This is a genomic window from Rhodococcus sp. BH4 (assembly GCF_002079265.1).
Lineage (GTDB): Bacteria > Actinomycetota > Actinomycetes > Mycobacteriales > Mycobacteriaceae > Rhodococcus_F > Rhodococcus_F qingshengii.
The window spans coordinates 4,679,410-4,702,888 of sequence record NZ_CP014941.1 but is presented as its reverse complement, the minus strand read 5'-3'; the positions used below and the strand labels follow the sequence as shown (position 1 = coordinate 4,702,888).

Annotated in this window: 24 protein-coding genes; 10 read left to right on the top strand and 14 right to left on the bottom strand. The window is 62.7% G+C overall.

Going from position 1 to position 23,479, the window contains the following annotated elements:
• Positions 1–22: 22 nt before the first annotated feature.
• Entirely contained in the window at positions 23–889 is an 867-nt protein-coding gene (locus A0W34_RS21525; RefSeq protein ID WP_007727653.1) for an Fpg/Nei family DNA glycosylase, read from the top strand.
• Here A0W34_RS21525 and A0W34_RS21520 read toward each other — a convergent pair.
• On the bottom strand, positions 882–1,757 hold the full coding sequence (locus A0W34_RS21520) for a LysR family transcriptional regulator (protein ID WP_007727651.1): 876 nt from the start codon (positions 1,755–1,757) through the stop codon (positions 882–884). The two genes, A0W34_RS21525 and A0W34_RS21520, sit on opposite strands and share 8 nt — an antisense overlap.
• Before the next feature lie 72 nt (positions 1,758–1,829).
• Here A0W34_RS21520 and A0W34_RS21515 point away from each other — a divergent pair, with 72 nt between their 5' ends.
• Positions 1,830–3,062 carry an MFS transporter gene (locus A0W34_RS21515; RefSeq protein WP_030534893.1) on the top strand — a complete coding sequence of 411 codons (1,233 nt, stop codon included), beginning with the start codon at positions 1,830–1,832 and terminating at the stop codon, positions 3,060–3,062.
• 30 nt (positions 3,063–3,092) lie between these two features.
• On the opposite strand, the gene A0W34_RS21510 is transcribed toward A0W34_RS21515, so the two are convergent.
• The 6 genes from A0W34_RS21510 to A0W34_RS21485 form a co-directional block, all read right to left on the bottom strand.
• Entirely contained in the window at positions 3,093–3,872 is a 780-nt protein-coding gene (locus A0W34_RS21510; RefSeq protein ID WP_042449057.1) for a DUF427 domain-containing protein, read from the bottom strand.
• Between the two features lie 57 nt (positions 3,873–3,929).
• The gene (locus A0W34_RS21505; protein ID WP_003946395.1) at positions 3,930–4,406 is read right to left on the bottom strand and encodes a nitroreductase/quinone reductase family protein; all 477 of its coding nucleotides are present in this window, start codon (positions 4,404–4,406) and stop codon (positions 3,930–3,932) included.
• Positions 4,407–4,605: 199 nt separating this feature from the next.
• Entirely contained in the window at positions 4,606–6,414 is a 1,809-nt protein-coding gene (locus A0W34_RS21500; protein WP_081558245.1) for a DEAD/DEAH box helicase family protein, read from the bottom strand.
• Positions 6,414–7,274, bottom strand: a complete 861-nt coding sequence (locus A0W34_RS21495) for an SDR family oxidoreductase (protein ID WP_081558244.1) — start codon at positions 7,272–7,274, stop codon at positions 6,414–6,416. Before A0W34_RS21495 ends, A0W34_RS21500 begins: the two co-directional genes overlap by 1 nt.
• Before the next feature lie 59 nt (positions 7,275–7,333).
• Positions 7,334–8,236: a dihydrodipicolinate synthase family protein gene (locus A0W34_RS21490; protein WP_064687551.1), complete on the bottom strand. Its 903-nt coding sequence runs from the start codon at positions 8,234–8,236 to the stop codon at positions 7,334–7,336.
• A 33-nt stretch (positions 8,237–8,269) separates the two neighbouring features.
• Positions 8,270–9,055 (bottom strand): aldolase, encoded by a 786-nt coding sequence (locus A0W34_RS21485; protein ID WP_063315946.1) that lies wholly within the window; start codon positions 9,053–9,055, stop codon positions 8,270–8,272.
• Positions 9,056–9,221: 166 nt separating this feature from the next.
• Here A0W34_RS21485 and A0W34_RS21480 point away from each other — a divergent pair, with 166 nt between their 5' ends.
• Complete coding sequence (locus A0W34_RS21480; RefSeq protein WP_003946400.1) at positions 9,222–9,812, top strand: helix-turn-helix domain-containing protein; 591 nt, start codon at positions 9,222–9,224, stop codon at positions 9,810–9,812.
• On the top strand, positions 9,809–10,234 hold the full coding sequence (locus tag A0W34_RS21475) for a hypothetical protein (RefSeq protein ID WP_003946354.1): 426 nt from the start codon (positions 9,809–9,811) through the stop codon (positions 10,232–10,234). Before A0W34_RS21480 ends, A0W34_RS21475 begins: the two co-directional genes overlap by 4 nt.
• A 7-nt stretch (positions 10,235–10,241) precedes the next feature.
• Here A0W34_RS21475 and A0W34_RS21470 read toward each other — a convergent pair whose 3' ends face one another.
• Genes A0W34_RS21470 through A0W34_RS21460 form a run of 3 tightly spaced genes read right to left on the bottom strand, consistent with a single transcriptional unit; the run spans position 10,242 to position 14,679 of the window.
• On the bottom strand, positions 10,242–11,714 hold the full coding sequence (locus A0W34_RS21470; RefSeq protein ID WP_081558243.1) for a carboxylesterase/lipase family protein: 1,473 nt from the start codon (positions 11,712–11,714) through the stop codon (positions 10,242–10,244).
• A complete protein-coding gene (locus tag A0W34_RS21465; RefSeq protein WP_081558242.1) occupies positions 11,711–13,240 on the bottom strand; it encodes a carboxylesterase/lipase family protein in 1,530 nt (509 codons plus the stop codon). Before A0W34_RS21465 ends, A0W34_RS21470 begins: the two co-directional genes overlap by 4 nt.
• A gap of 29 nt (positions 13,241–13,269) precedes the next feature.
• Positions 13,270–14,679, bottom strand: coding sequence for a dihydrolipoyl dehydrogenase family protein (locus A0W34_RS21460; RefSeq protein WP_030534884.1), 1,410 nt, complete (start codon positions 14,677–14,679; stop codon positions 13,270–13,272).
• An 82-nt stretch (positions 14,680–14,761) separates the two neighbouring features.
• On the opposite strand from A0W34_RS21460, the gene A0W34_RS21455 reads away from it, so the two are divergent.
• Together A0W34_RS21455 and A0W34_RS21450 are read left to right on the top strand one after the other, a co-directional pair.
• Positions 14,762–15,514 carry an SDR family oxidoreductase gene (locus tag A0W34_RS21455; protein WP_007727631.1) on the top strand — a complete coding sequence of 251 codons (753 nt, stop codon included), beginning with the start codon at positions 14,762–14,764 and terminating at the stop codon, positions 15,512–15,514.
• Complete coding sequence (locus A0W34_RS21450) at positions 15,514–16,836, top strand: NAD(P)/FAD-dependent oxidoreductase (protein ID WP_003946361.1); 1,323 nt, start codon at positions 15,514–15,516, stop codon at positions 16,834–16,836. Before A0W34_RS21455 ends, A0W34_RS21450 begins: the two co-directional genes overlap by 1 nt.
• Before the next feature lie 3 nt (positions 16,837–16,839).
• Here the strand turns inward: A0W34_RS21450 and A0W34_RS21445 are convergent, their stop codons facing one another.
• On the bottom strand, positions 16,840–17,343 hold the full coding sequence (locus A0W34_RS21445) for a COG4315 family predicted lipoprotein (RefSeq protein WP_007727629.1): 504 nt from the start codon (positions 17,341–17,343) through the stop codon (positions 16,840–16,842).
• A gap of 125 nt (positions 17,344–17,468) precedes the next feature.
• Between A0W34_RS21445 and A0W34_RS21440 the strand changes: the two genes are divergently transcribed.
• The 3 genes from A0W34_RS21440 to A0W34_RS21430 are packed head-to-tail and all read left to right on the top strand — an operon-like array spanning position 17,469 to position 19,570.
• Complete coding sequence (locus tag A0W34_RS21440; RefSeq protein ID WP_007727626.1) at positions 17,469–17,939, top strand: MarR family winged helix-turn-helix transcriptional regulator; 471 nt, start codon at positions 17,469–17,471, stop codon at positions 17,937–17,939.
• Between the two features lies 1 nt (position 17,940).
• Positions 17,941–18,792 (top strand): ABC transporter ATP-binding protein, encoded by an 852-nt coding sequence (locus A0W34_RS21435; protein WP_042921332.1) that lies wholly within the window; start codon positions 17,941–17,943, stop codon positions 18,790–18,792.
• Positions 18,752–19,570, top strand: coding sequence for an ABC transporter permease (locus tag A0W34_RS21430; RefSeq protein WP_007727621.1), 819 nt, complete (start codon positions 18,752–18,754; stop codon positions 19,568–19,570). The genes A0W34_RS21435 and A0W34_RS21430 overlap by 41 nt, the downstream gene beginning before the upstream one ends.
• A 26-nt stretch (positions 19,571–19,596) precedes the next feature.
• On the opposite strand, the gene A0W34_RS21425 is transcribed toward A0W34_RS21430, so the two are convergent.
• Together A0W34_RS21425 and A0W34_RS32800 are read right to left on the bottom strand one after the other, a co-directional pair.
• Complete coding sequence (locus A0W34_RS21425; protein ID WP_003946341.1) at positions 19,597–20,040, bottom strand: helix-turn-helix domain-containing protein; 444 nt, start codon at positions 20,038–20,040, stop codon at positions 19,597–19,599.
• A gap of 552 nt (positions 20,041–20,592) precedes the next feature.
• Positions 20,593–20,751: a hypothetical protein gene (locus tag A0W34_RS32800; protein ID WP_155277906.1), complete on the bottom strand. Its 159-nt coding sequence runs from the start codon at positions 20,749–20,751 to the stop codon at positions 20,593–20,595.
• A 210-nt stretch (positions 20,752–20,961) separates the two neighbouring features.
• On the opposite strand from A0W34_RS32800, the gene A0W34_RS21420 reads away from it, so the two are divergent.
• A complete protein-coding gene (locus A0W34_RS21420) occupies positions 20,962–21,774 on the top strand; it encodes an FAD:protein FMN transferase (protein WP_007727618.1) in 813 nt (270 codons plus the stop codon).
• Between the two features lies 1 nt (position 21,775).
• Here A0W34_RS21420 and pgi read toward each other — a convergent pair whose 3' ends face one another.
• Complete coding sequence (gene pgi / locus A0W34_RS21415) at positions 21,776–23,431, bottom strand: glucose-6-phosphate isomerase (RefSeq protein ID WP_007727615.1); 1,656 nt, start codon at positions 23,429–23,431, stop codon at positions 21,776–21,778.
• Positions 23,432–23,479: the final 48 nt, after the last annotated feature.

Here is a 23,479-nt window from a genome sequence, read left to right as displayed (position 1 = left end):
TGGTCGGCGTTAGTCTGTTGCCATGCCTGAACTACCCGAGGTGGAAGCGCTGGCAGGGTTCCTTCGTCAGCACGCGGTCGGCGCAGTGGTGGGACGCGTCGACATCGCTGCATTGAGTGTGCTCAAGACCTTCGATCCGCCGATCACCGCTCTGCAGGGGCGTGACGTCACGGGCGCCGCCCGCTTCGGGAAGCATCTGGCTCTGGATTGCGACGGGTTGTGGTTGGTCACGCATCTCTCCCGTGCCGGCTGGATGCGCTGGCTGGACAATCCATCGGCGACGCCGCCGAAGCCGGGGAAGGGGCCGTTGGCGCTGCGCGTTCATTTCTTCACACCCGAAGGGTTGACGCCGGCATTCGATCTCACCGAAGCCGGCACCAAGAAACGCCTCGCCGTCTGGGTCGTGAACGATCCGCAGGAGGTTCCGGGCATCGCCCGGTTGGGGCCGGACGCGATGGCTGTGACCGAAGCCGAGTTCGCACAGATTCTGGGCGGAACGTCGGCGCGGATCAAGAACTCGATAGTCGAGCAGTCGTTGATCGCCGGTATCGGGAACGCCTACTCGGACGAGATCCTCCACACCGCGAAACTCTCGCCTTTCGCGACCTCGTCGCGGCTGACGCCGGATCAGATTTCGACGTTGTATGCCGTGATGCGATCCACGCTGGCCGACGCGATCGAGCGTTCGGAAGGTCAGGACGCGGCCCGGCTCAAAGGTGAGAAACGCTCGGGGATGCGAGTGCATGCTCGTACCGGACTTCCGTGCCCGGTGTGCGGTGACGTCGTACGCGAAGTGTCGTTCGCGGAGCGCTCTTTTCAATACTGCGCGACGTGCCAGACCGGCGGTAAACCGTTGGCGGACAGGCGAATGTCGAAACTGCTCAAGTAGCGAACTGCGCTGCGAGTAGTTCGACGAACTCGCGGGCGAGCGCCGACGAATGGGTGGGTTCGGTGATTGCGTGGACGATCCGATGCGGCGCATCGGTGATCGGAATGCAGACCAATTCGGGGTGCAGGGCGCTCATGGACTGGGGGAGCAAACCTACGCCCAGGCCGTTGGCGGTCAGTGAACAGATCAGGTCTACCGAGTTGGCTTCAAGTGTTTTTCCCCGAGGGACCTGTGATTCGGCGAAGGCTTGGTCGGTTTGGACACGGGCCTCGCTGCCGGAGGCGAAGTCCACGAGAGTGTGATCGCGTAGGTCTTCGAGCCTGATCGACGAAGCCTGGGCAAAGGGATGGTCGGGAGCAACGAACGCTGCGGTGGGTTCACTCCACAGCGGTGCGGCGGCAAAGCTCTTGGGTAGGCGACCTGCGGCCAATCCGACAATGCCGACGTCGATTGCACCGGACCGGACTCCCTCGATAACTACTTCACTGCCGTACGGTCGCGCGGTGATGTTGATTGCAGGGTGGCGCCGTGTCAGATCTGCCAGGGCGCGTCCGACGTCGACGCGCCCCGCCGAGGTGATGGTGCCGACCGTCAACCGCACTTGCTCGTTGCTCCGTGCCGAGACATCACTGACGAGTCTCGACACGGCGCCGAGTACCTCGCGGGAGCGGGCGACAAAAACCTCGCCTGCAGCAGTCAGGCCGACGTTTCGGCTGTTCCGGTTGAACAATTCGACTCCCAGTTCCTTTTCGAGGTCTCTGATCTGGGCACTCAAGGCGGACTGGGAAACGTGCAACCGCGACGCTGCTCGGCTGAAGTGTCTGTCTTCCGCGACTGCCAGGGCGTAGCGGATGTGACGTAGTTCCATTACACCAATCTATCGTTTCTGGAGATAGATCATGCATATCTATCTATTGGACGCGCGTCGGTGTAGGCGGTCATGCTTGACGACATGATTTCAAGCGACGCGCGTCCGAGGCTCGGACTACCGATAGTGCTGCTGATGGCTGCGGCGACGGGCCTGTGCGCGGGCGGTAACTATTTCAACCAGCCACTCCTCGATTCCATCGCAGATCACCTGAATGTGTCGGCCTCCGCAGCGGCCGCGACGGTGACCATCGCGCAGGTCGCGTATGCACTCGGATTGATACTTCTGGTTCCGGTGGGCGACATGGTGGACCGACGCAAGCTGACGGTAGGGCTCATGCTGCTGGCGGCGACCGGTCAAGCGGTCAGCGGATTTGCGCCCAACTTTGCCACGCTGGCAGTGGGAATCGCTGTCGCTGGCGTCTTTTCGGTCGCCGCCCAGGTGCTCATTCCGTTTGCCGCCTCACTGGCCGAACCTGAGAGGTCCGGTCAGGTGGTCGGCACGATCATGAGCGGACTGCTGATCGGAATCCTGCTGGCGCGCAGCGTTGCCGGCGTCCTCTCCGGACTGGGAGGTTGGTCGACGGTATACAAGGTTGCGGCGGTGCTGATGGTGGTGATGGCCGTGGCATTGTGGCGATCTCTGCCTTCCGATTCCGCAGATCGCCCGAAGGCAAGCTACCGCGCAACGCTCGCTTCGGTAGGGAAGTTGGCTGCGACCTTGCCGCGCCTGAGAACCCGATCGGCCATGGGCGGACTGGCTTTTGCTGCTGTCAGCACCGTCTTCACGACGATGGCCTTTCTTCTGTCCGGCGAATTCGGCTACAGCGACACTCAAATCGGCTTGGTCGGACTACTCGGTGTGGCGGGAGCTTTGATGGCGACGGTGGCGGGCAGACTGGCCGATCGGGGATTGGGTCAGCTGGCGACCGGCGGCGCCATCGCGATTCTCTTGGTGTCGTGGCTTCCCTTTGTCGCCGGTGCCACCCACGTGGTGTGGTTTCTCGTTGCCATCGTCCTTGCCGACCTCGCGCTGCAGGGAGTGCACGTCAGCAACCAGAACGTGATCTACGCCCTTGTCCCCGAAGCGCGTTCGCGTGTGAATTCCGTGTACATGACCACCTACTTCGTCGGTGCTGCCGTGGGCTCGGCGGTGGGGTCAGTGGTGTGGAAGTCGTACGGCTGGAACGGAGTATGCATCGCTGGGTTGGTCTTCTCCGTTGCAACGGCGATGGTGTGGGTGCATGATCGCCGACTGGAGACGGCTGAACTGCGAATCCCGCAATCCCCTGTTGCAGTGGGGTAGGCACCCACACCTTCTCGGCTCCAGCACCTTTCAGATTTCGGCACCGTCCACCAGGATCTTGCCGACGCGTTCGGGATAGAACGACACGTGGTCGTCGATCCCGGACGCTTCGGCGGTAGTGAACGGATAGAACCACGCCAGATCCTCGATCGGAGCGAGTTCGGTTGTGCCGGTGAACGACAGATACGACGCAGTGCCCTTGTAGGGGCAGGCCGTGGTGGTCGGGGACGGCGCAAAGTACTCGCTGTGAACGTCGATTCTCGGAATGTAGTACCGCGTGGGCAGTCCGGTTTCGAAGAGCAGTCTGGGTCGTCTCGTCTCGGCGACCAGTACGTCGCCGACAAAAACCTGGACGTGGCGGGACGAGGGGAGTGCGTCGATACGTACGTATGGATCGCGGGCGTGGACAAAGACCTGTTGATCCTCCTCGTACCAGGCGTCCATGCGATCCCAATAGAATGCGACGTACTCACTCAGATCCAGGGAACCGTCGAACTGTTCAGGGTAGGTCCAGACGGCGTCCTCGGCCCGGCGATCCCCGATCTCGATCGTCCAGTAGGTGGCGTCACCTTTCCATGGGCAATGGGTGGTCGTCGACGTCGGGACGAGGAATTCGGTACGAACGTCCGCGAGGGGGATGTAGTACATCGGCAGGCGGCCGCGTTCGAAAAGGTATACCGAACGAGTGGTGTCTGCGACGGCGTGACCAGCGAAGAAGGCTCGAATTCGGCGGGGGTTCGGCTCCAGTGCGATCCGCCCGTTGGAAGCTGTGATCTGTGTGTCTTCTGCGTGAGTCAGTGCTGTGGACATTCGCGAATGCTCCTGAGATCGGCAGGGTGGTCCTTCCCATCCTGCGCCCGGCAGCAGTTATTTGACAGGTTGGAGTCGAAATACGCGGATCTGGCGCCCGAATGCTCGATCGGCGTAGGTTTCGTACGGCGGCCACGTGGTGGTCGCGAGCTCCCACAGTTTCTTACGCGTGGCGCCCTCCGCCAGACTCGCACCGACCGGTATTTCGACGCCCTTCACTGTCACGATCGCGGTGGGATTTGCCATCAAATTGAGTGTCCATGCTGGATGCGTATCCTGCCCCCAGTTCGAACCGACGACGACAAACGCATCGCCGTCGGGTGCGTACAGGAGTGGCGTGGTTCGAGAACGGCCGGTCTTACGGCCCGTCGTGGTGAGCAGTAGCTGAGTCACGGTGTTCTCTCCGACCAGCGAGAGCTTGCCTCCCGACACTCTCTGCACTGCTCGATCGAGCGGAACCAGATCCTTGCCGAGATCCGAGAACCATTGTGTATGGCCGACATTGCGCATCAATGACCGGTAGATATTGCGCATCGGACCCCTCGCATTCTCGGCACTGTTTCGAGGCTGGTGCACCTCGACTCGGAAGAGTCTGCCACGTCAGGTCACAGATACCTGAGTCCCAAGGTCCCGAAAGGAATGAAGCGGTCAGCCGAATTCGGTTTTGGTGGAGTGGAATTGGGGCATACCGCCGAAACCGTTCGTTTGTGCGCGTTGGACGGTCGTTGGAAGATCAACCCTCCGAGGTCAAGACATCAGGCTCTAGCCACTCGACGCCGAGCAGTTCGGACAGCGACCGCAGACCGGATCGATCACCACCTTTCAGACCTGTGACCGAATTGAGATTGCGCAACATGACCGTGGCGACGTCCTCTTCCTTGGTGCCCACGCCGAAGGGTATGACCCACGGGCACGTCTGGTAGTCGCGATGCGACCGACCGAACGTCTGTTCTGCCGCGATCCCTGAGTAGCGCGGTTGATGAAAGATTCCCGTCCGTGGCAACGGGGACGCGTGAGTGCCGTCCGGGAGTGCTTCGTTGGCATGGAGCGAGATCGAGGTCGTGACATTGAAGACGATGACCGGTGCGTCCCCGCGTTGAAACCGCAGACGTTGACCCTCCTTGTCCGGCACCGCGCCGAACAGTTTTGCCACCGAGATCCCGGCGTCTTCGATCATCTCGACCAGTGGATCACCTGCCGTGGAGACGAATTCGACGGCCACCAACACCTGCTTGCCTGCCTTGACCTGCGCCTGCGCCCACTGGGCCGTCGACTCGGCGCGGATCATGCCCGCTTTCTGTCGGTAGCGCAGAACCAGCGCACGGCCGCGCGCGATGTTGCGACTCTTGCGGGCCAATCCCATTTCGTAGGCGTACTCGGCCCACTCCGTCTCGTACTCGGCGCGCTGGGCATGGGTGAGGTCGATCGGCATACCGTCGAGCGGAACAGGTCCCCACGGAGTCGGTCGATGAATCATCAAGGGCGGTTTGCTGTTCGACATCCACCCACGCACGGTCTCGAGCGCGCGAGATTGCAGCGTAGGTGATTCCTTCGCCTCTGCGCTCCACGTCCACTTCCCGTAGGACTTGTCCAGCGGAAGGCCGGACTCGACCAGCCTGGCGCCCAGGTCGGACCAGTACTCCGAAGGTTCTGAATGCAGCTGCGCGAAAAGCGGTGCCAGGTAACGCTGGTCGGCCGGCGTGTGTCCCGGTGTTGCCGTCACGGACAGGACGAACGGCGCTTGCTCGTGAGCATTCGAAAAGCGCGCGACCTTCTCGAATGCCGCCGTGCGCTGTGTGTCGTTGCTGTACAGCTGGGCCTCGTCGGCAATCACCACACCGAACGTGTACTTGGGGCGGCCGTTTCGCGCGATCAGCTTCTTCAATTGGTCAGGCGACATGATCAACCAGCGGAATCCACCGTCGCCCACCGAGGCGATGGAATAGCGCCAATGCGGAATGGTGATCTGTGCGGGTCGATCGACGAGGACGAGGATGTTGGTTTCGCCACGCTCCTCGGCAATCGTCTTGGCAGACATCACTGCGATCAGCGTCTTACCCAGGCCTGCATTGTCTGCCAACAGAAATCCGCGTTTGCCGGCGCGAGCGGCATCGACGACGGCTGCAGCCCCCGAAACCTGCTCGGGCCGAGGAATTTTGGGTGCAGCAACGGGACGTTCACCGGTGCTGTCATTGATGTCGTCCTCTACCCACTGCTGATAAGAGAAGGGGAGTGCCTTGAATGGAGCGAGTTCTACGGGCAACTCCGTACCGACCCACGCGTAGCTCTTCCATTTCTTGACGAACTGCGCACCAGGCGCCGGCGTCCGAAAGGGAACGTCGAGGAGCCAGACTCTCTCACCAGGGCCGGCAGTCGGCACATCCGGCATCGTCGCGCGTGAGCTCTTCTTTGCGACAGTCTTCTTCGGGGCGGTCTTTCTGGTCGTGTTCCTCTTGGGTGCAGCCTTCTGCGGTGCAGCCTTCTGCGGTGCAGCCTTCTTTGCGGCAGCCTTGCGTGCCGTGGTTGCTTTGCGTGGTGGCATCAGGCGGTTTCTGCTGTGAGGAATTCACGCAGCGTGAGCGCAGGCCGGCCGACAAGGTCCTCCACGGTGCCCGTGATCAGCGCCAATTCACCCTGCGCGATTGCGGTGTACGTCGACACCCATGCGTCGAGTTCCCAAGCGGGTGCGTTGTACGACGCCCGCGATTCGTAAGCTTCCTCGAGCGTTTCCTCGACGTACGTGGTTCGCTTGCCGGTGACTTCGGTGATGATGCTCGCGGCCTCGGAGAGCGTCAGTGCCTCCCGTCCGGTCAGGCTGTACGTCTGTCCGACATGAGAATCCAGATCCTGCAGAACCGACACAGCGACGGCAGCAATGTCGGAGCGCGCTACCGCGCCGACGAGACCGTCCCCTGCGGGTCCGCGGATCACACCGTCTTCACCGGCGAGAGCGGGTAGGAAATCGAGGTAGAAGCTGTCGCGCAGGAAGGTGAATGCGAGCCCGGAAGCGCGGATATGTTCTTCGGTGACCCAGTGATCGCGAGCGAGCGTGAACGTCGCGTCCGGAGCAGCGCCGAGGAAAGACGTGTACACGATGTGCCTGACCCCGGCCTCCGCTGCGGCGTCGATGAAGGTGCGGTGCTGATCCAGGCGATCTGCGCTTTCGGCCGCCGAGACCATGAAGAGGGTGTCGATTCCGGCCAGAGCCGCGAGAGCGCGCTCCTGATCCCCGTACGTGGTCTCGGCCGAATCGGCACCGGGGAGCTGCGGTAATCGGTTGACCGACCGTGCGATCAGCCGCTGCGGGACACCGGCGTCGGCCAACGACCGGGCCACCAGTCCGCCGATATGACCGGTCGCGCCGGTGACGGCGATCCTCGCAGACCGTGAATCTACGGACATGGTGCCCCTCCTTCGGTCGGTGTGCATCCCATCTTGCCGGAACCCACTCCCACGTCAGGTCACGACGCGACGATTACACCGCGAGCCACCGACAGAGCGTCGGACAAAGCTGTCCTGGTGTTGTCGTCGAGGGACAGCAGGGGCCGGCGGGGAAGGCCGGCGTCGACGCCGAGAGATTCCAACCCGGCTTTGACCGTCGACGGCAGTCCGCGACTGACGAGGACCTTCAGTAGCGGCTCGATCTGTTCGAACACAGCGGCGGCACCCGACCGATCACCGGATTCGAGTAGACGCCAGAAGTGCACCACCTGTTCGGGGGCCAGACACGGGGCTGCCGTGCACCATCCGCTTGCACCGGCAGAGAAAGATTGCAGTGCAAGAGGATTGCTGCCGTTGAAGAAGGGGATCGTGCCACCGCTCAGTTCGTTGATGCGGTTCATCCGGGTGATGTCGCCGGTGGATTCCTTGATCATCGTGATGCCGTCGACGGTGGAGACGAGATCGACGAGAAACTCCGGCGACATGTCGATCCCGGTGGTGGCCGGATTGTTGTAGATCATCGTGGGAATGTCGACGGAATCGGCCACCGCGGTGACGTGTTCACGAATCTCCTGCTCACCCAGATGCCAGTACGACGTGGGGAGGATCATCATTGCGTCGGCTCCGGCGTCTGCCGCGATCGATGCTCGGCGGAGTGCTCCCGCCGTCGTCAGATCCGACACTCCGACGACGGTGGGGACTCGGCGGTCGACGTAGTCGACAGTCTCCCGAGCGACCGTCTCCCACTCTGCATCGTCGAGATAGGCGCTCTCGCCGGTACTGCCGAGTGGGGCTATCGCGTCGACACCACTGCTGATCATGCTGTCGAGGAGCGTGTGTAGCGGCTTGGGGTCGAATGCTCCGGTGTCCCGGTCGAACGGGGTGATGGGATAGGCGACGATTCCCTTGATGGTGCTGCTCATGAGGCTCTCAGTTCTGTTGGTGGGAAACAAAAGTCAGTTGGTCAGTGTGTCGGGATGATTGCGGAGAGCGCGACGGGCGTAGTAAGCGAAGTTCGCCTCGCTGCGCCGAGGAGTCAGTGTCCAATCGTGTGCCTCCTTCGCCAGGCGAGGCGGTAGCGGCTTGATGTCTCCGGCAGCCATCGCCAGCAACTGCAGTCTGGCCGCTCGCTCGATCAGATGCCCGAGAGAGCATGCCTCTTCGACCGTGTTGCCGACGACGAGTTGGCCGTGGTGGGCGAGCAGAATTGCCCGCTTGTCGCCGAGTGCAGCCGAAATGATCTCGCCCTCCTCGTTTCCCACGGGAACCCCGGGCCAGTCGGCGAGAAATGCGCAGTCGTCGTAGAGCGGCGCGATGTCCATTTGGGAGACGACGAGGGGAATCTCGAGCATCGACAGCGCCGTCGCATGTAGCGGGTGTGTGTGGACGATGCAGTTGACGTCGGGTCGTGCGCGGTAGATCCAACTGTGGAACCTGTTGGCGGGGTTCGGCATGCCTTCCCCGTCGAGGACTTCGAGATCCTCGTTGACGAGCAGGAGGTTGTCCTCGGTGATCTCGTCGAACCCGAGGCCGAGTCGCTGTGTGACAAACGTTCCTGGCTGCTCACCGCGGGCGGAGATCTGTCCGGCAAGGCCGGAGTCGTGGCCGGCGTCCGACAGTGCCCGGCAGGTCAGTGCGATCTTCTGTCGAAGAGTCCAACTACCTGTCGCTACTTCGGTGAGCATCTTCGTCTCGGCGGTGGCCATGAGTTCCTGCTTGCTCGCATGCATCGTGTCGGTCATAGGGTGTGCCTTTCTCGGGACCCGGGAATCAATGACATTCAGTCACCTATAAGACACAAAGTGTCATATAGGACGGAAATGTGCAACCTTCGATTCCTGCATCGCTGATCGCCGCAGGTCAATGTATTGGTAGGGTGATGACACAAAGTCTCGTGAGGGGAACCGAATGGCAGCGTTTTTGCGAACACATCGGCGTCGCGCCGGTCTGACGCTCGAGGGCCTGGCCGAGCAGACCGGTCTGACGAAGAGCTATCTCTCCAAGGTTGAGCGGGGTATCAGTACCCCGTCGATCGCGGTGGCACTCAAGATTGCGCGTGTGCTCGACGCCGATGTGGGGCAACTGTTCTCGGACAGTATGGAGGGAAATGCCATGACGATCGTGCGCGCGAAGGACCGCGTGATCGACCCGGCCAACTCCGTGCAGTCTTCCGTCTACGATCCGATCGCGCCCTCACTGGTCGGAAAGGCCATGCAGCCGTTCGTGGTTCATCCGGCCTCGGTGATGGGTCCCAAGTTCATGGACCACACGGGAGAGGAGTTCGTGTTCGTGCATTCCGGATCCGTAGAATTCGAAATCCCCGGGCAGACGATGCACCTCGACGCCGGCGACAGCTTGTACTTCGACGCGAATACGCCGCACCGGATGCGGTCGGTGTCGGCGGATCGTGCGGTGGTGCTGGTTGTCGTCTACGACAAGCCTTCGGCTGGATCACCCAGCGGTGACTCGCTGGAAACGCACTGCGGGGTGGGCAGATGACGCTGGGGATCGACACGACACTGACGCTTCTCGCTGCCGGTCTGATCTTCCTTCTCTCCCTGTGCCTGGGAATCTGGAAATACCGACAGATGGCCACTTCGGACAATCACCTCGCCCATCCGTATGTCGACATCGCACACCGCGCTGCCCTGATGTACTCGTTTGCGACGCTGCTGATCGCGGTGTTCGTCGAACTCAGTGCGTGGCCGACGTGGATCAACCTGACCAGTGCCGCAGTGGTCGTGTTCTTCTTTCTCGCAGCGATATTCAGCTACATCGCTCACGGTGCGATGAAGGACACCGACAATCAGTTCGAGTCCGCCGGTCCGCCCCTGCACCTCGGGATGTTTCTGCTGATTCTCGGCGAGGTGGGCGGATTTGCCGTCCTACTCGCAGGTTTCGTGAAAGGTCAGTTCTTCTGATCGGGCTTCAGCGCCTGTGCTCGTAGCCGATCCAAGCCCGTCGACGCTCACCCATCGGGTCGTTCTCCACTCGGGACGTCTCGTCGAAGATCATTGTTTGCCGCTCCGGTACGGAGTAGGCGGGCCAATCCCGGTCCGGCACTCCGTGGCGGGCGAAATGGATCCAGTGGCGCTGCATGGTGGAGGTCACCGCAGTCAGTCCGCGGCGCCCACCGACCGCTGTCAAGGCCGCGGTGAGTGCATCCGAACGCCCGAAGACCGCAAGCAATTCGGTGGCGTGGGTAGCGCCCATGCCGACGAGTCTGAGCAGGCGAGGCGCAAAATCGTAGCGGTAACTGTAGGTAGGAGCTACCTGGCAATGACCCTGTGCGCAGAGTATCGCGGGCTCCCAGAACGTGATGTCGCCGCCGAGATCTGCGGCAGCAAACCGGTGCGGATACGTGGGATACGCCGCGAGCGCACGTGCTTTCACTTCAGGGGTGGTGTGGGAGAACATCTTCTCGATCCGAACCGGGTCGGTAGGCAAGATGTCGAGAACGCGCGGGAAGATTCTTCCCTCGTGGAGATTCGAACCGACGAGCAGCGGAACGGGGTGGGCGCGTCCGGCGGCGAACACGTCGAGCGGGTGTTCGGGAAGGACGTCGTCACCCACCACGGGGGCAAATGCCCGCGTTCCGGGTTCTTCGTCCGCGCCGCGGCGCGCAAGTTCTTCGCCGGCATCGACCAGGTCCTTCACCGAAGCGGAGCGCAGCCACGATGCCGGATCGGCATCCGGAGCCTGTGCGATCTCGAGGAACTCGCGTGCCCAACGGTGCGCTCGCTCTTTTCCGTATGCCGAAGCAGCCGGCGGACTTTGAGCGATGGCCCGGGCGAACAGCCCTCGTGCCGCCGGCGTTGCCATCAGAGTGGTGACCGCGTTGGCGCCGGACGATTCACCGAAGACGGTGACGGCGTTCGGGTCGCCACCGAAAGCGGCGATGTTGCGTTGGACCCACGTCAGCGCGGCGATCTGATCGCGCAATCCGAGGTTCGTCTCGAATGATTGTTCCGCAGTGGAATATTCACTGAAATCGAGGTAGCCCAACGCGCCGAGACGATATTGGATCGAGACGTAGACGATGTCGCCACGTTCGACCAGGCTCGTTCCGCGGTACATGGGCGTCGACGGATTCCCGCCGTTGTACGCGCCGCCGTGAATGAAAACCATGACCGGTCGCAACGAATCCGACGGTACCTGCGGAGCCACGACATTGACGAAGAGTGAGTTCTCGTCGAAGTTGCTCTTGCGCTGCGGAGACGGAGAGCCGAATGCTTCCGCCGGGCGGACACCATGCCAAGCCTCGACCGGCTGCGGTGCGCGAAATCTCCGAGGACCGGTCGGGGCCGTTGCGTAGGGGATTGCTCGCCAGGTGCGCAGTCCTCGATCGAGGCGCCCGCGTACGACCCCGGAATCGAGAGTGATCTCGAGGGGGCTCGTCACGGTAGGGAGATGTCGGTGCCGTGGCTACGGTAACCGCTGTATCCCGCCCAGGCCAAGCGTTGTTCACGTCTGGGATCGTTCTCGACGCGGACGATCTCGTCGAAGATCATGGTCCGACGCTCCTGCCCCTCGTAGCGCGGCCACGATCCGCGCGGCGAGCCGTGCTCGGCGAAGTGAAGCCAGTGTCCCTGAACAGATTCGGTGACTGCGCGCAGTCCGCGTCGACCGCCGGGAAGGGTGAGGCCGCGCCCGACAAGGGTGTCACCGATGCCGAAGACTGCAAACAGCTCGAATCCGTGTGTGGCGTCGAGGCCGAGCCAGCGCATCATCGTCGGCGCGAAGTCGAATCGGTAGGCGTATGTCGGCGCCGATTGTGCGTGCGCTTGCATCAACTCCACGGACGGGTGCCAGAACGTGACGTCTCCGCCGACGTCGATCGCGGACTGCTCGTCCGGGTAGCCGGGATAGGTTGCGAGGATGCGCTTCCCGGCCTCGGGATCGGTGAGGGCAAACATGGTGTCGATGCGCGACGGGTTGGTCGGAAGTGCGTCGAGCACCTTCGGGAACAGCGTCCCCTCCCGTCTGTTGGTGCCGATGATCATCGGCACCTGGTGTGCCGATCCTTCTTTGAATGCGTCCAAGGGGGAGCGCGGCAGGAAGTCGCCGTCGACGACCGGTCCGAAGGGATGTAGTCCAGGTGTGTTCGCGAGTACCTCGGCGCCCAGTCTGCTTCCGGCTCTGCCCAATTCGACGGCTGTCGCCGAGGTCAGGGCCTTCGCGGGTGGTAGGCCGGAATTGAGGATCTCGACGAAACGCGCGCCCCAGGCATGCGATCGCTGCGTGCTCGAGACCAGATCCGGAGCCGAACTCTCGGCGATAGCGCCGGCGAAGAGTCCCTTGGCGGCCGGAGTCGCCATCAGGGTGGTGACGGCGGTGGCTCCGGCGGATTCACCGAAAATCGTGACTTTTTCAGGATCCCCACCGAAGGCGGCGATGTTGCGTTGCACCCACTGCAGGGCCGCGACCTGATCGCGCAGTCCGAGGTTGGAGTCGAATACGCGCTCGGATGTGGAGAACGGGGTGAAATCGAGGTAGCCCAGAGCGCCGAGTCGGTAGTTGATCGAGACGTAGACGACGTCGCCGCGTTCGACGAGGGACACGCCCGAGTACAAGCCGGTGGCCGAGGTCCCGATGGTGTTTGCCCCACCGTGGATGAAAACCATGACGGGACGCGGAGTATTGCCGGTGTTCGCGGGGGCGAGCACGTTGAGCGTCAGGCAGTCCTCGCTGCTCGGCTGGTACTTCCCGGGCGCGAGCAACAGCCCCTTCTTGTGTTGGACAGACGCGTCGCCGAACCTGGTCGCGTCGCGTTCTCCGGTCCACGGCGTGACCGGCTGGGGTCGCGTCAGACGCAGTGTTCCGACCGGCGGCCGGGCGTAGGGAATTCCGCGCCAGGCACGAAGTTTTCCCACCCGGCGGCCGCGCAGGGTGCCGTCGGCCGTGGTCACAAGTATGTAGGACGCCATGTCGCGACTATACGTACTTCGGGAGCGCGTCAGCGGCGAGCCTCCAGCAATCGAAGCCAGACTTCACTGACCGTCGGATACGAGGGCACCGCATGCCAGAGAGTTTCCAGTGGTACGGCGCCGACGACCGCGATTGTCGCCGCATGCACCAGCTCGGATACTTCGGGCCCGGCGAAGGTAGCGCCGAGGATCACGTCGGTGGCCTTGTCGATCACCAACTTCGCGCGCCCCGAGTAGTCGTCGCGCAGCAGCGAAGATCCCGCGACGGCGAGTTCGATCTCCACGACTTCGACGTCGTAGCCGTCGTCGCGAGCTTTCTTCTCGGTGCGTCCCACCCAGGCGATTTCGGGTGAGGTGAACACCACCTGGGGGACCTGTCCGTTGTCCGCCGACGCCGTGTACCGAGGTCCCCTGAGTCCGCGGCTCTCGGCCCGCGCGGCGATGACGTCTCCGCAGACTCTCGCCTGATACTTGCCCATGTGGGTGAGGGGAGAACGACCGTTGATGTCGCCGACGGCGTAGAGCCACTCACCTTGGGCACAGAGGTGATCGTCAGTGGTGACGTACTTGCCGTCCTCGAGGCCGATGACGGACAAGCCGAGATCGGCAGATGTCGGCCCGCGGCCCGCCGCGACGATGACCTCGTCGACTTCGATCACGCCGGACGATGTCTCGATGCTGACGGGTCCACCGTGGATGTGACCTTCGCCGGTGTCCTTGGCATCGGGGCGTGAGACCGAGTTGACGGCAGTGCTCAGTCGAACGTCCACACCGCGGGCGCCGAGTGCTTCGGCCACCATCGTTCCGGCAAACGGTTCTGCTGATTTCAACAGAGCATCGCCCCTCACGAGCAACGTCACGTGAGCGCCGAACGACGACAACCACGTTGCGCACTCAGTTGCGACCACTCCGCCGCCGATGACCGCCACTCGCGACGGAACCTCGTGCAGGTTGGTGGCGTCGCGCGAGGTCCACGGGAGTGCCTCGCGCAATCCCGGTGTCTTCGGGACGGTGGCGGTCGTTCCCGTGGCGAGTACGACGGCACGGCGGGCACGGAGCTTACGGGTCCCGTCGACGGTCACTGCTCGCTCGCCGTCGATGACCCCGTGGCCTTTGATCACGGTGATGCCCGCGGAGGTTGCCCAGTCGACCTGGGACGAGTCGTCGTGGTTGTGGGTGAACGAGTCGCGCCGTTTCAGAACGGCATCGACGTCCAGCGGTCCGGCCGGGATCCCGGGCAAGGCGTCGGCCGCCTCGAGGACCTGCCCCGGGCGCAGTAGTGCCTTGCTGGGCATACAGGCCCAATACGAGCATTCACCGCCGACCAGTTCGTGTTCCACGATTGCGGCGGTGCGATTACTTCCGGCGATGGCGTATGCGGCGGCGTTCTCGCCGGCGGGTCCACCGCCGATCACGATGACATCGAATTCGTCGGTCATTGCTCCACGGTATGTCGGATCGGTCCGAGTTCGCTCGGTTACCGCCGGGTACGAGAACTCGATGATGGTTACAGTTGCACCCATGACGCGGCAGAAGATTTTGATCACCGGTGCCAGTTCGGGTCTGGGTGAGGAGATGGCCAGGAGATTCGCCGCGGCCGGTCGCGACCTCGCGTTGTGTGCCCGGCGGACGGATCGTCTCGACACGCTGCGTGGGGAGCTGGTGGCGCAGTACCCGTCGATCAGCGTCGCAGTGCGCGAACTCGATGTGACCGAACACGATTCCGTCGTCCGGGTTTTCGGTGAGCTGCGCGACGAGTTGGGTGGCCTGGACCGGGTGATCGTGAACGCCGGGCTCGGCAAGGGCGCCAAGATCGGAACCGGAAAAGCGCACGCGAATCTTGCAACAGCGCAGACGAATTTTGTCGGCGCGCTGTCGCAGTGTGAAGCTGCGCTCGAGATCTTCCGCGCGCAGGACTCCGGACACCTGGTTCTCGTGTCCTCGATAAGCGCGGATCGGGGGCTACCCGGGCCAAAAGCGGCCTATTCGGCGAGCAAGGCGGGAGTAGCGGCGCTGGGTGAGGCGCTCAGTATCGAGTTGGCGCGCACACCTATTCGGGTCACCACGCTGCTGCCGGGCTTCATCAAGACCGACATGTCCGCCGGCGCCGGCGACGACGCTGCGCTCATGGCCAGTCTGGACGAAGGCGTCAGTGCCATGGTCGACGCTATCGAGAAGGAAACCACCCGAGCGGCGCTACCCGGCCTCAAGTGGCAAGGGATAGATGCGGCCCTACGATTCCTGCCCAACTCCGTGACAGCGAGGTTTGTCTGATGAGCATCCACATCTCGAACGGTAAGCCCCGGGTAGTGATCGTCGGTGGCGGCTTCGGTGGACTGTATGCAGCGAGACGACTCAAGAAGGCTGACGTCGAGGTGGTTCTGATCGACCGAGGGACCAGCCACGTCTTCCAGCCCCTGCTCTACCAGTGCGCCACGGGTCTGCTCTCCGAAGGGCAGATCGCAAGTCCGCTGCGACATCTGCTCGAGGACAACAAGAACACGAACGTCGTTCTGGGCGAGGCCAAGTCGGTGGACGCCGACGCCGGGATACTGACTGCCAGTCGCTTCGACGGGTCGACCTTCGAATTGCCGTACGACTACCTGATCGTGGCGGCTGGAATGCGCCAGTCCTACCACGGCCAGGACGAGTTCATCAAATGGGCGCCCGGCATGAAAACCCTCGACGACGCTTTGGCGATCAGGCGCAGTCTCATTGCTGCGTTCGAGATGGCCGAATCGCTCCCGACTGCGGAAGAACGTCGACCGTGGCTGACATTCGCCGTGGCGGGCGGCGGACCCACCGGCGTCGAATTAGCCGGACAGATCCGCGAATTGGCGATGCACGCGCTCACCAACGAGTTCCGGTCCATCGACCCTGACGAGGCAAGGGTACTGCTCTTCCACGGCGACGATCGGGTGCTCCCTTCGTTCAGTCGCAAGCTCTCGGCCGCCGCCAAACGTACTCTCGACGGGATCGGCGTCGAGACTCACCTCGGCGTGCACGTCACCGACGTGTGCGAGACCAGCATCGAGACGACGGACAAGAAGACAAAAGAGAAGCGGCAGTACGAGACCCGCACGATTCTGTGGACCGCGGGCGTCGAAGCAGTGCCGTTCGCCGAGGCACTGGCCACGGCGCTGGGTGTGAAGCAGGTCGGCGGTGGCCGCATCGAGGTGGAAGCCGATCTGACCGTTCCCGGCCACCCGAACGTCTACGTGGTGGGCGACCTCATGTCGCGGGACAAACTTGCCGGGGTGGCCGAGGTCGCGATGCAGGGTGGTCGGCACGCCGGTGCCCGGATCGCTGCAACCGTGGAAAACGGAGTGCCCAGCCGAAAACCGTTCAAGTACCGCGATCTTGGAACCGCGGCCTACATTTCGCGACGCCACGCGTTGCTTCAGGCAGGGCCGGTCCAGTTGTCCGGGTTCATCGGATGGGTGTCATGGGGAATCATCCACATCGCGTTCCTCGCGGGGTTCCGCAATCGCGCCAGCACGGTGCTGAACTGGGGCGCAACCCTGGCGTCGAAGACGCGTCGGGAACGGGCAATCACGTACGGCGACCCCGAAACCGCTCGGCAGCCGTACAACTGAGGGTTACTCGGTCTTGAACACGGGGTTTCCGGCGGTGTCGATCATCCACCACAGGCTGCCGACGCTCTGTCCGAGCATGTCGCCGGGAACCTTGTCGTCGAGGTACCGATAGACGGGCTTGCCGTTGACGGTGATCTGGAAAGATCCTTCCGGCCCGTCGATGGTACCGATGACAGCGTCGATTCCTTCGACGATCGGCGAATCCGTGACCGAGGTGACCGCCGGCCAGTAACGCAGGCACGCTTCGTCGCACGACCCGGCTTGTGAGTTCTCCTCGTCCGGGTTGTAGACGTAGACGGTCATGCCTTCGCCGTCGACGGCGATCGTCCCGAGTGGGGAGTCGGCGGTCTTCAGCAGGGGTGCATCAGCGGCGGCGGGTGGCGACAGCGACGTCGAAATGGCAGTGACGTTGTCTGCGCTGTCCCCGGAATCGAGGGCGTCGGGCGAGCAACCGGTGAGGATCAGGGCGGTACTCGCAACTGTCGCGAACAACCACTGTCTGCGCATGACGTCTCCGTTCTGGGCGGGAGTGCTCGGGACAAGCAATCGGGGATACCCGTTGCGGACGAGCTGAAAACGCCGGGCGTCCGGATTCCTCGACAATAGCTCTGTTACAGAGCTATTGTGAGGTTGTGGATGGAAGCGGAGCAAATCTTGCGGATGACGTCCTGGAGACGCTCGGACAATTGCGCCGGGGCACGAGGAAGGCGTCGGGGCGGCCGTTTGCGGAACGACCGCTCGCCGGCGCCCAGATCGAACTCGTCAGGCTGCTACGACGCAACCCGGGTCTGTCGGTGGCCGAGGCTGCCGGGCGATTGGGTGTCGCGGCAAACACGGTGTCCACCTTGGTGCGGCAGCTCGTCGACGAGGGAGTGATCGAACGCGTTGCCGACGAGGCCGACCGCCGCGTCGCGCGATTGGTGCTCGCGGACGAGGCGCGCGCCCGCGTCGAGGTGTGGCGTGATCGCCGGAGTGTGATTGTCGGTCAGGCATTGTCGACTCTGACCGCAGAGGACAGGGCAAGTATCGAGGCTGCTCTACCGGCCCTGTCTCGATTGGCGAGCGCTCTGGCAGCAGCCGGATCGGAAGGCGGGGGGCAGTGAGATGCTGACACAGTGGTGGAAGAGCCGAGCGGCAGGTTCACCCGACCCCGGCGCACACGCGGTCGAGATCGACTCGGTTACATACAAGTTCGGCGACCACCGCGCGGTGGACAACCTGAGTCTGGTCATCAATGCGGGGGAGTGTTTCGGCCTGCTCGGTCCCAACGGCGCAGGAAAGACTACGACGATCAGGTTGCTCAACACGTTACTTCCTCTGCAAGACGGTGACATTCGGATTCTCGGTCGCTCAGTTCGTACCGAGGCGATGACCATTCGGCGCTACCTCGGGTACGTGCCACAACAGCTCTCGATCGAAAGCGCATTGACCGCACGCGAGAACGTGACCTGGTTCGCGCGACTGTACGACGTTCCGCGGTCCGAACGACGCGAGCGCGTCGACCAGGCGCTCGAGATGGTGGACCTACTCGATTCAGGTGATCGTCTGGCGTCGGGTTTCTCCGGCGGTATGGTGCGACGTCTCGAACTTGCGCAGGCGCTGGTGAACCGACCGTCGTTGCTGGTGCTCGACGAACCGACGGTGGGGCTGGATCCCATTGCCCGCGAATCCGTCTGGCAGCGAGTGGCGGAGATGCAGAAGCAGTACGGCATGACTGTGCTGCTCACGACGCACTACATGGAAGAAGCGGAGGAGTTGTGTGATCGTGTTGCGTTGATGCATCACGGTGAACTTCGTGCGGTGGGCGAGCCGAGCGCGTTGGCCGCCGAACTGGGGCCGGAGGTCACTCTCGAAGACGTGTTCCGTCACTACACCGGCGACGATCTCACCGGCGACAAGTCAGGAGGTCTCCACGATGTCCGCAGTGCCCGTCGCACAGCGCGCCGCTTGGGCTGATCCCACTACCAACAGTCTTGCTCGATTGCTCTCGAGAATTTACACATTCTGCCTCGTGGAAGTTCAGAAGTTGCGGCACGACCGATCTGAATTGGTCACGCGCGCAATCCAGCCGATCCTCTGGTTGGTGATCTTCGGTCAGACGTTCAGTCATATCCGAGCGATCCCGACTGGCGACGTACCGTATCTCGACTTTCTCGCGCCGGGCATCATTGCGCAGTCCGCGCTTTTTGTTGCGATCTTCTACGGAATCCAGATCATCTGGGAGCGTGACGCGGGAGTCCTCACCAAACTCATGGTGACGCCGACGCCACGAGCCGCGCTGGTCACCGGAAAGGCATTTGCGGCCGGTATCCGTGCGGTCGCCCAGGCCGTGGTCGTAGTCGTTGTAGCGGCGCTGCTGGGCGTGAGCATGACGTGGAACCCGATCAAGTTGCTCGGCGTCGTGGCTGTCGTTGTCCTCGGCTCGGCGTTCTTCGCCTGTCTGTCGGTTGCGATCGCGGGGATCGTGCTCAAACGAGATCGATTGATGGGCATCGGCCAGGCGATCACCATGCCGTTGTTCTTCGCGTCCAACGCTCTGTACCCGGTCGAACTCATGCCGACGTGGGTTCAGTGGCTCAGTCGCATCAATCCGCTGAGTTACGAGGTGTCAGCGCTGCGCGGTCTGCTGATCGGAATGCCGACCGACTACCTCGTCGACTTCGGCGTGCTGATCGGGGCCGCGCTGCTCGGAATCATCACAGCTTCGGCACTATTGGGCCGCTTGACTCGCTGATCTGACTCGCTGATCTTCGCTCCGGACTAGTCGCGAGTGAACGGTGGGGTGTAGGTGCTGCAATCCGGAGGGACGGCCGGGAGTCCTTCGGACGAGCGAAGTTTCTCCGCAATCGATGAGAGCAAGTCCTGCGATTCAGGGGAGAGATCGACCGCTTTTATGGCCAGAGAACGTAATTCGCTGTCGTGGAACTCCTCGACAACCGAACGGTCTTCTTCCGGAATCAGTTCGGGATCTTGGCGAGGTGTCGGGCCGAAGAAGTACTCTGCTGCCACGCCGAAGTAATCGGCCAATGCCAAAACGACTTGCTCCGATGGATTCGTGCGCACACCGCTCCGGAGTTGCGAGAGGTACGGTGTCGAAATCTTGCATCCACGTTGCGAAAGGGCTTCCACAACTTGTGCGTTGGTGAGTCTCGGTGCTGTGGCCGGGTACAAGGCGTTCAAACGGTCCTTGAATGAATCGGTCACAATTCCTCCCTCGAGCGTGACCCAGCGTCACAGCTACTTCGCAGTTTTCACATAGTAGACGACACGGTTATTCTGGACTCTGGTCGAAAGTCCTTTCACCTGCGGATATTTGGCGCAGAAAAATTCCAAAGACTTTGTAAAGTATGTGATTTTCGCCGCGTACTGACCGTTCGTTTTGCCAAGGTGTACGGCGGTAGCGTATAAGCCGAACGGTGGTGGTTACGCCATTGTGCTGCAGGTTCTTTCAGCCGGTCCTATCCATTTTGTGTCGATGCATTCCTGCTCGGTCTGTAACGTGCGAAGCGCTGCCGCCGGGCACCGGGCGTCGTCGTGCCGGCGGTTGGCGCGCCGCGTGTTCGGGACTTCTTCTCGGTGCTCTGCTCGACGCTCGCGCGCAGTGGTGGGCCCGTATTTTGCTGCACTCGAGAGTGAGCGCTCAGGTGTGTCCACCTGCGAAAGTGACGCGCATTGAAAGCGGCCGATTGGTATGTCATCGACGTTGGAACACAGTGCTTCTCGTCGGTCCCCATTTTTCATGCGGTGACATAAGGTTCATGCGGTGACATCAGCGCCGCCCGGGCGTGTTGCTGCGGCGGACCGGGCTCGAAGCGCAGCCGGCCGGCCGGACATGTCGAGCGTCGACTCTGCGTCTTTCGGATCGGAATTGCCCGCTGCGCCAGTAGTAGTCGACGTCGTCGCAGTCAGGTGCATGTCAGAACCATGTGGAGGATTACACGTCTTGCACACGGAGGGCGACAGTCCAGGCGGCAATTCTGTCGCACAGATCTACCATCCAGTCCCCGCCGTGCGCTGCTCAACCTGCGGCATGTGTGCCTCGGCCTCGGAAGCGCTTTATGGCACGGGGGTTGCTGACCGGCGCATACTGGTTACAACACAGTGTGTTCGAAGGGCAGGACTGACATGGTCAGTGTCGAGAAGTGGGCGATGTGGGATTCCGCCGTGGAGGTGGACGTCACCGAGGGCGCTGCGCTGCCTACTGCGCACGCGTTGATCGCAGCTGCCATCGACGAAACCGAAGCGGTCTGCGACCTTCGCCGGGGAGACGCCGAGATTCACGCCGTCAACCTCGCTCAGGGAACTCCGGTCAAAGTGACACGACGTATGTCGGCTCTGCTGCGGTCGGCGCTGTGGGCTGCCCGTATGACCGGCGGTGCAGTCAATCCGCTTGCCGACAACTACTCCGAGGACGAATCCATCCCTCCGGTGCACCCGACCCCGACGTTCGAGGACGTACAGCTCGACGGAGACGTGGTGTACGCGCCCTGGGGTGCGTCGTTCGACATCACCGGAGTTGCCAAGGCCGACACCGTCGATCGCGCCGCGCAGATCGTCGCCGCCGAATTACAATGCGGCGTTGCTGTGCGGATCGGCGACGTGATCGCCACGGCCGGCCATGCACCGGCTGGTGGCTGGCAGATTCCGGTGCCGGACAGCGAAGAAGTCGAACTGATCAACGGAACCGCGATGGCGACGGCGCGGGCGCTGGAGCTGCCCTCCTGGGAGCCGAACCAGGAGCGGCCCTCCACGGAATGGGCACAGGTCTCGGTGATTGCTGACGACGCGGTGTGGGCGTACGCCGCGAGCGAAGCTGCGTTGATCCGGGGGATAAGCGCCATCAAATGGGTTGAACAGCAAGAGCTTCGGGCTCGGCTCGTCGACCGATCCGGACGCGTGTACACAACGGAAAGTTGGTTCGGCCCGGCGGCCGCGTGAGTCAGGCCCGTCCGCGCTCTCTGCGGTACCACTGCACCAGAGCATCTGTGGATGTGTCGCCGAGGTCGCCGGGTGCTGCTTCGGAAGAGAGCGCAGGCCCCAGTTCCATGGCTTGTGTCTTGCCGAGTTCGACGCCCCACTGATCGAACGGATTGACACCCCAGACAGCACCTTCGACAAATACCTGGTGCTCGTAAAGTGCGATCAGCTGACCGACGACCGAGGGGGTCAGCTCCTTCGCCAAGATAGTGCTCGACGGTCGGTTGCCTGGCATCACCTTGTGTGGCACCAGCTCCGGAGCAGTGCCCTCTGACGCGATTTCTTCGGCAGTCTTCCCGAACGCGAGAACCTTTGTCTGAGCGAAGAAGTTACTCATGAGCAGATCGTGCATTGATCCCGTGCCGTCCGCAGTAGGCAGATCGTCGGTGGATTCCGCGAACCCGATGAAATCGGCAGGCACCAGCCAGGTGCCCTGATGCAGGAGTTGGTAGAAGGCGTGTTGGCCGTTGGTTCCGGGCTCGCCCCAGAAGATCTCACCGGTGGACGTGGTCACCGGTGAGCCGTCGGCGCGAACCGATTTGCCGTTGGACTCCATGGTCAGCTGCTGCAGGTAGGCGGGAAAGCGCAGCAAGTCGTTGGAGTAGGGCAGAACTGCGCGGGACTGTGCGCCGAAGAAGTTGGAGTACCAGAGCCCGATGAGGCCGAGGAGGACCGGCGCGTTCTGCTCGAGCGGTTGGTTTCGGAAGTGCGTGTCGATCTGGTGGAAACCGTCGAGGAACTCCGCAAAGCGAACGGGTCCGACGGCACACATGACCGACAAGCCGATCGCCGAGTCGACGGAGTAGCGCCCGCCGACCCAATCCCAGAACCCGAACATGTTCGCGGTGTCGATGCCGAACTCCGCCACGCGGTCACCGTGGGTGGAGACTGCGACGAAATGCTTGGCTACGGCCGAGACGTCTTCGCTGCCCAGACCGGCGAACAGCCAACGCTTTGCCGCTGTCGCGTTGGTGAGGGTCTCGAGGGTGGAGAACGTCTTGGATGCGACGATGAAGAGCGTCGTCTCCGGATCGAGGTCGTCGAGCTGTCCGACCAGATCGACAGGGTCGATGTTGGAGACGAACCGGACGCTGATTCCGGCGTCGGCGTAATGCCGTAATGCGCGGTAGACCATCACCGGCCCGAGGTCGGAACCGCCGATGCCGATGTTGACGATGGTGCGGATGCGCTTGCCGGTAGCTCCGGTCCACTCGCCGCTGCGCACACGATCGGCAAAAGCGCCCATCGCGTCCAGAACTTCGTGAACGTCGGCGACGACGTCTTGACCGTCGACGGTCAGCGCAGAATCCTTGGGCAGACGCAGCGCTGTGTGCAGTACGGCGCGGTCTTCGGAAGTGTTGATGTGATCGCCCGCGAACATCGCGTCGCGTCGTGCCTCGACGCCGGCCTCGCGGGCCAGGTCGACGAGCAGCGCGAGAGTCTCGCGGCTGACGCGATGCTTGCTGTAGTCGATGTGAAGATCACCGGCGTCGATCGTCAGCTCTCGCCCGCGGGCTGGATCGTCCTGGAAGAGTTCTCGCAGGTGAACGCCTTCGATGTCGGCGTAATGAGCGCGCAGTTTCTGCCAGGCTGAGGTTCCGGTGATGTCAGTGCTCACGATCATCGACTTTAGTGGCACAAGCTGGAAACTTCCGCGTGAGTCTCG

Coding starts and splice junctions, on each gene's coding strand:
- A0W34_RS21525 (WP_007727653.1), top strand. CDS start 23: ATGCCTGAACTACCCGAGGTGGAAGCGCTGGCAGGGTTCCTTCGTCAG.
- A0W34_RS21520 (WP_007727651.1), bottom strand. CDS start 1,757: ATGGAACTACGTCACATCCGCTACGCCCTGGCAGTCGCGGAAGACAGA.
- A0W34_RS21515 (WP_030534893.1), top strand. CDS start 1,830: ATGCTTGACGACATGATTTCAAGCGACGCGCGTCCGAGGCTCGGACTA.
- A0W34_RS21510 (WP_042449057.1), bottom strand. CDS start 3,872: ATGTCCACAGCACTGACTCACGCAGAAGACACACAGATCACAGCTTCC.
- A0W34_RS21505 (WP_003946395.1), bottom strand. CDS start 4,406: ATGCGCAATATCTACCGGTCATTGATGCGCAATGTCGGCCATACACAA.
- A0W34_RS21500 (WP_081558245.1), bottom strand. CDS start 6,414: ATGCCACCACGCAAAGCAACCACGGCACGCAAGGCTGCCGCAAAGAAG.
- A0W34_RS21495 (WP_081558244.1), bottom strand. CDS start 7,274: ATGTCCGTAGATTCACGGTCTGCGAGGATCGCCGTCACCGGCGCGACC.
- A0W34_RS21490 (WP_064687551.1), bottom strand. CDS start 8,236: ATGAGCAGCACCATCAAGGGAATCGTCGCCTATCCCATCACCCCGTTC.
- A0W34_RS21485 (WP_063315946.1), bottom strand. CDS start 9,055: ATGACCGACACGATGCATGCGAGCAAGCAGGAACTCATGGCCACCGCC.
- A0W34_RS21480 (WP_003946400.1), top strand. CDS start 9,222: ATGGCAGCGTTTTTGCGAACACATCGGCGTCGCGCCGGTCTGACGCTC.
- A0W34_RS21475 (WP_003946354.1), top strand. CDS start 9,809: ATGACGCTGGGGATCGACACGACACTGACGCTTCTCGCTGCCGGTCTG.
- A0W34_RS21465 (WP_081558242.1), bottom strand. CDS start 13,240: ATGGCGTCCTACATACTTGTGACCACGGCCGACGGCACCCTGCGCGGC.
- A0W34_RS21460 (WP_030534884.1), bottom strand. CDS start 14,679: ATGACCGACGAATTCGATGTCATCGTGATCGGCGGTGGACCCGCCGGC.
- A0W34_RS21455 (WP_007727631.1), top strand. CDS start 14,762: ATGACGCGGCAGAAGATTTTGATCACCGGTGCCAGTTCGGGTCTGGGT.
- A0W34_RS21450 (WP_003946361.1), top strand. CDS start 15,514: ATGAGCATCCACATCTCGAACGGTAAGCCCCGGGTAGTGATCGTCGGT.
- A0W34_RS21445 (WP_007727629.1), bottom strand. CDS start 17,343: ATGCGCAGACAGTGGTTGTTCGCGACAGTTGCGAGTACCGCCCTGATC.
- A0W34_RS21435 (WP_042921332.1), top strand. CDS start 17,941: ATGCTGACACAGTGGTGGAAGAGCCGAGCGGCAGGTTCACCCGACCCC.
- A0W34_RS21430 (WP_007727621.1), top strand. CDS start 18,752: ATGTCCGCAGTGCCCGTCGCACAGCGCGCCGCTTGGGCTGATCCCACT.
- A0W34_RS32800 (WP_155277906.1), bottom strand. CDS start 20,751: ATGCACCTGACTGCGACGACGTCGACTACTACTGGCGCAGCGGGCAAT.
- A0W34_RS21420 (WP_007727618.1), top strand. CDS start 20,962: ATGGTCAGTGTCGAGAAGTGGGCGATGTGGGATTCCGCCGTGGAGGTG.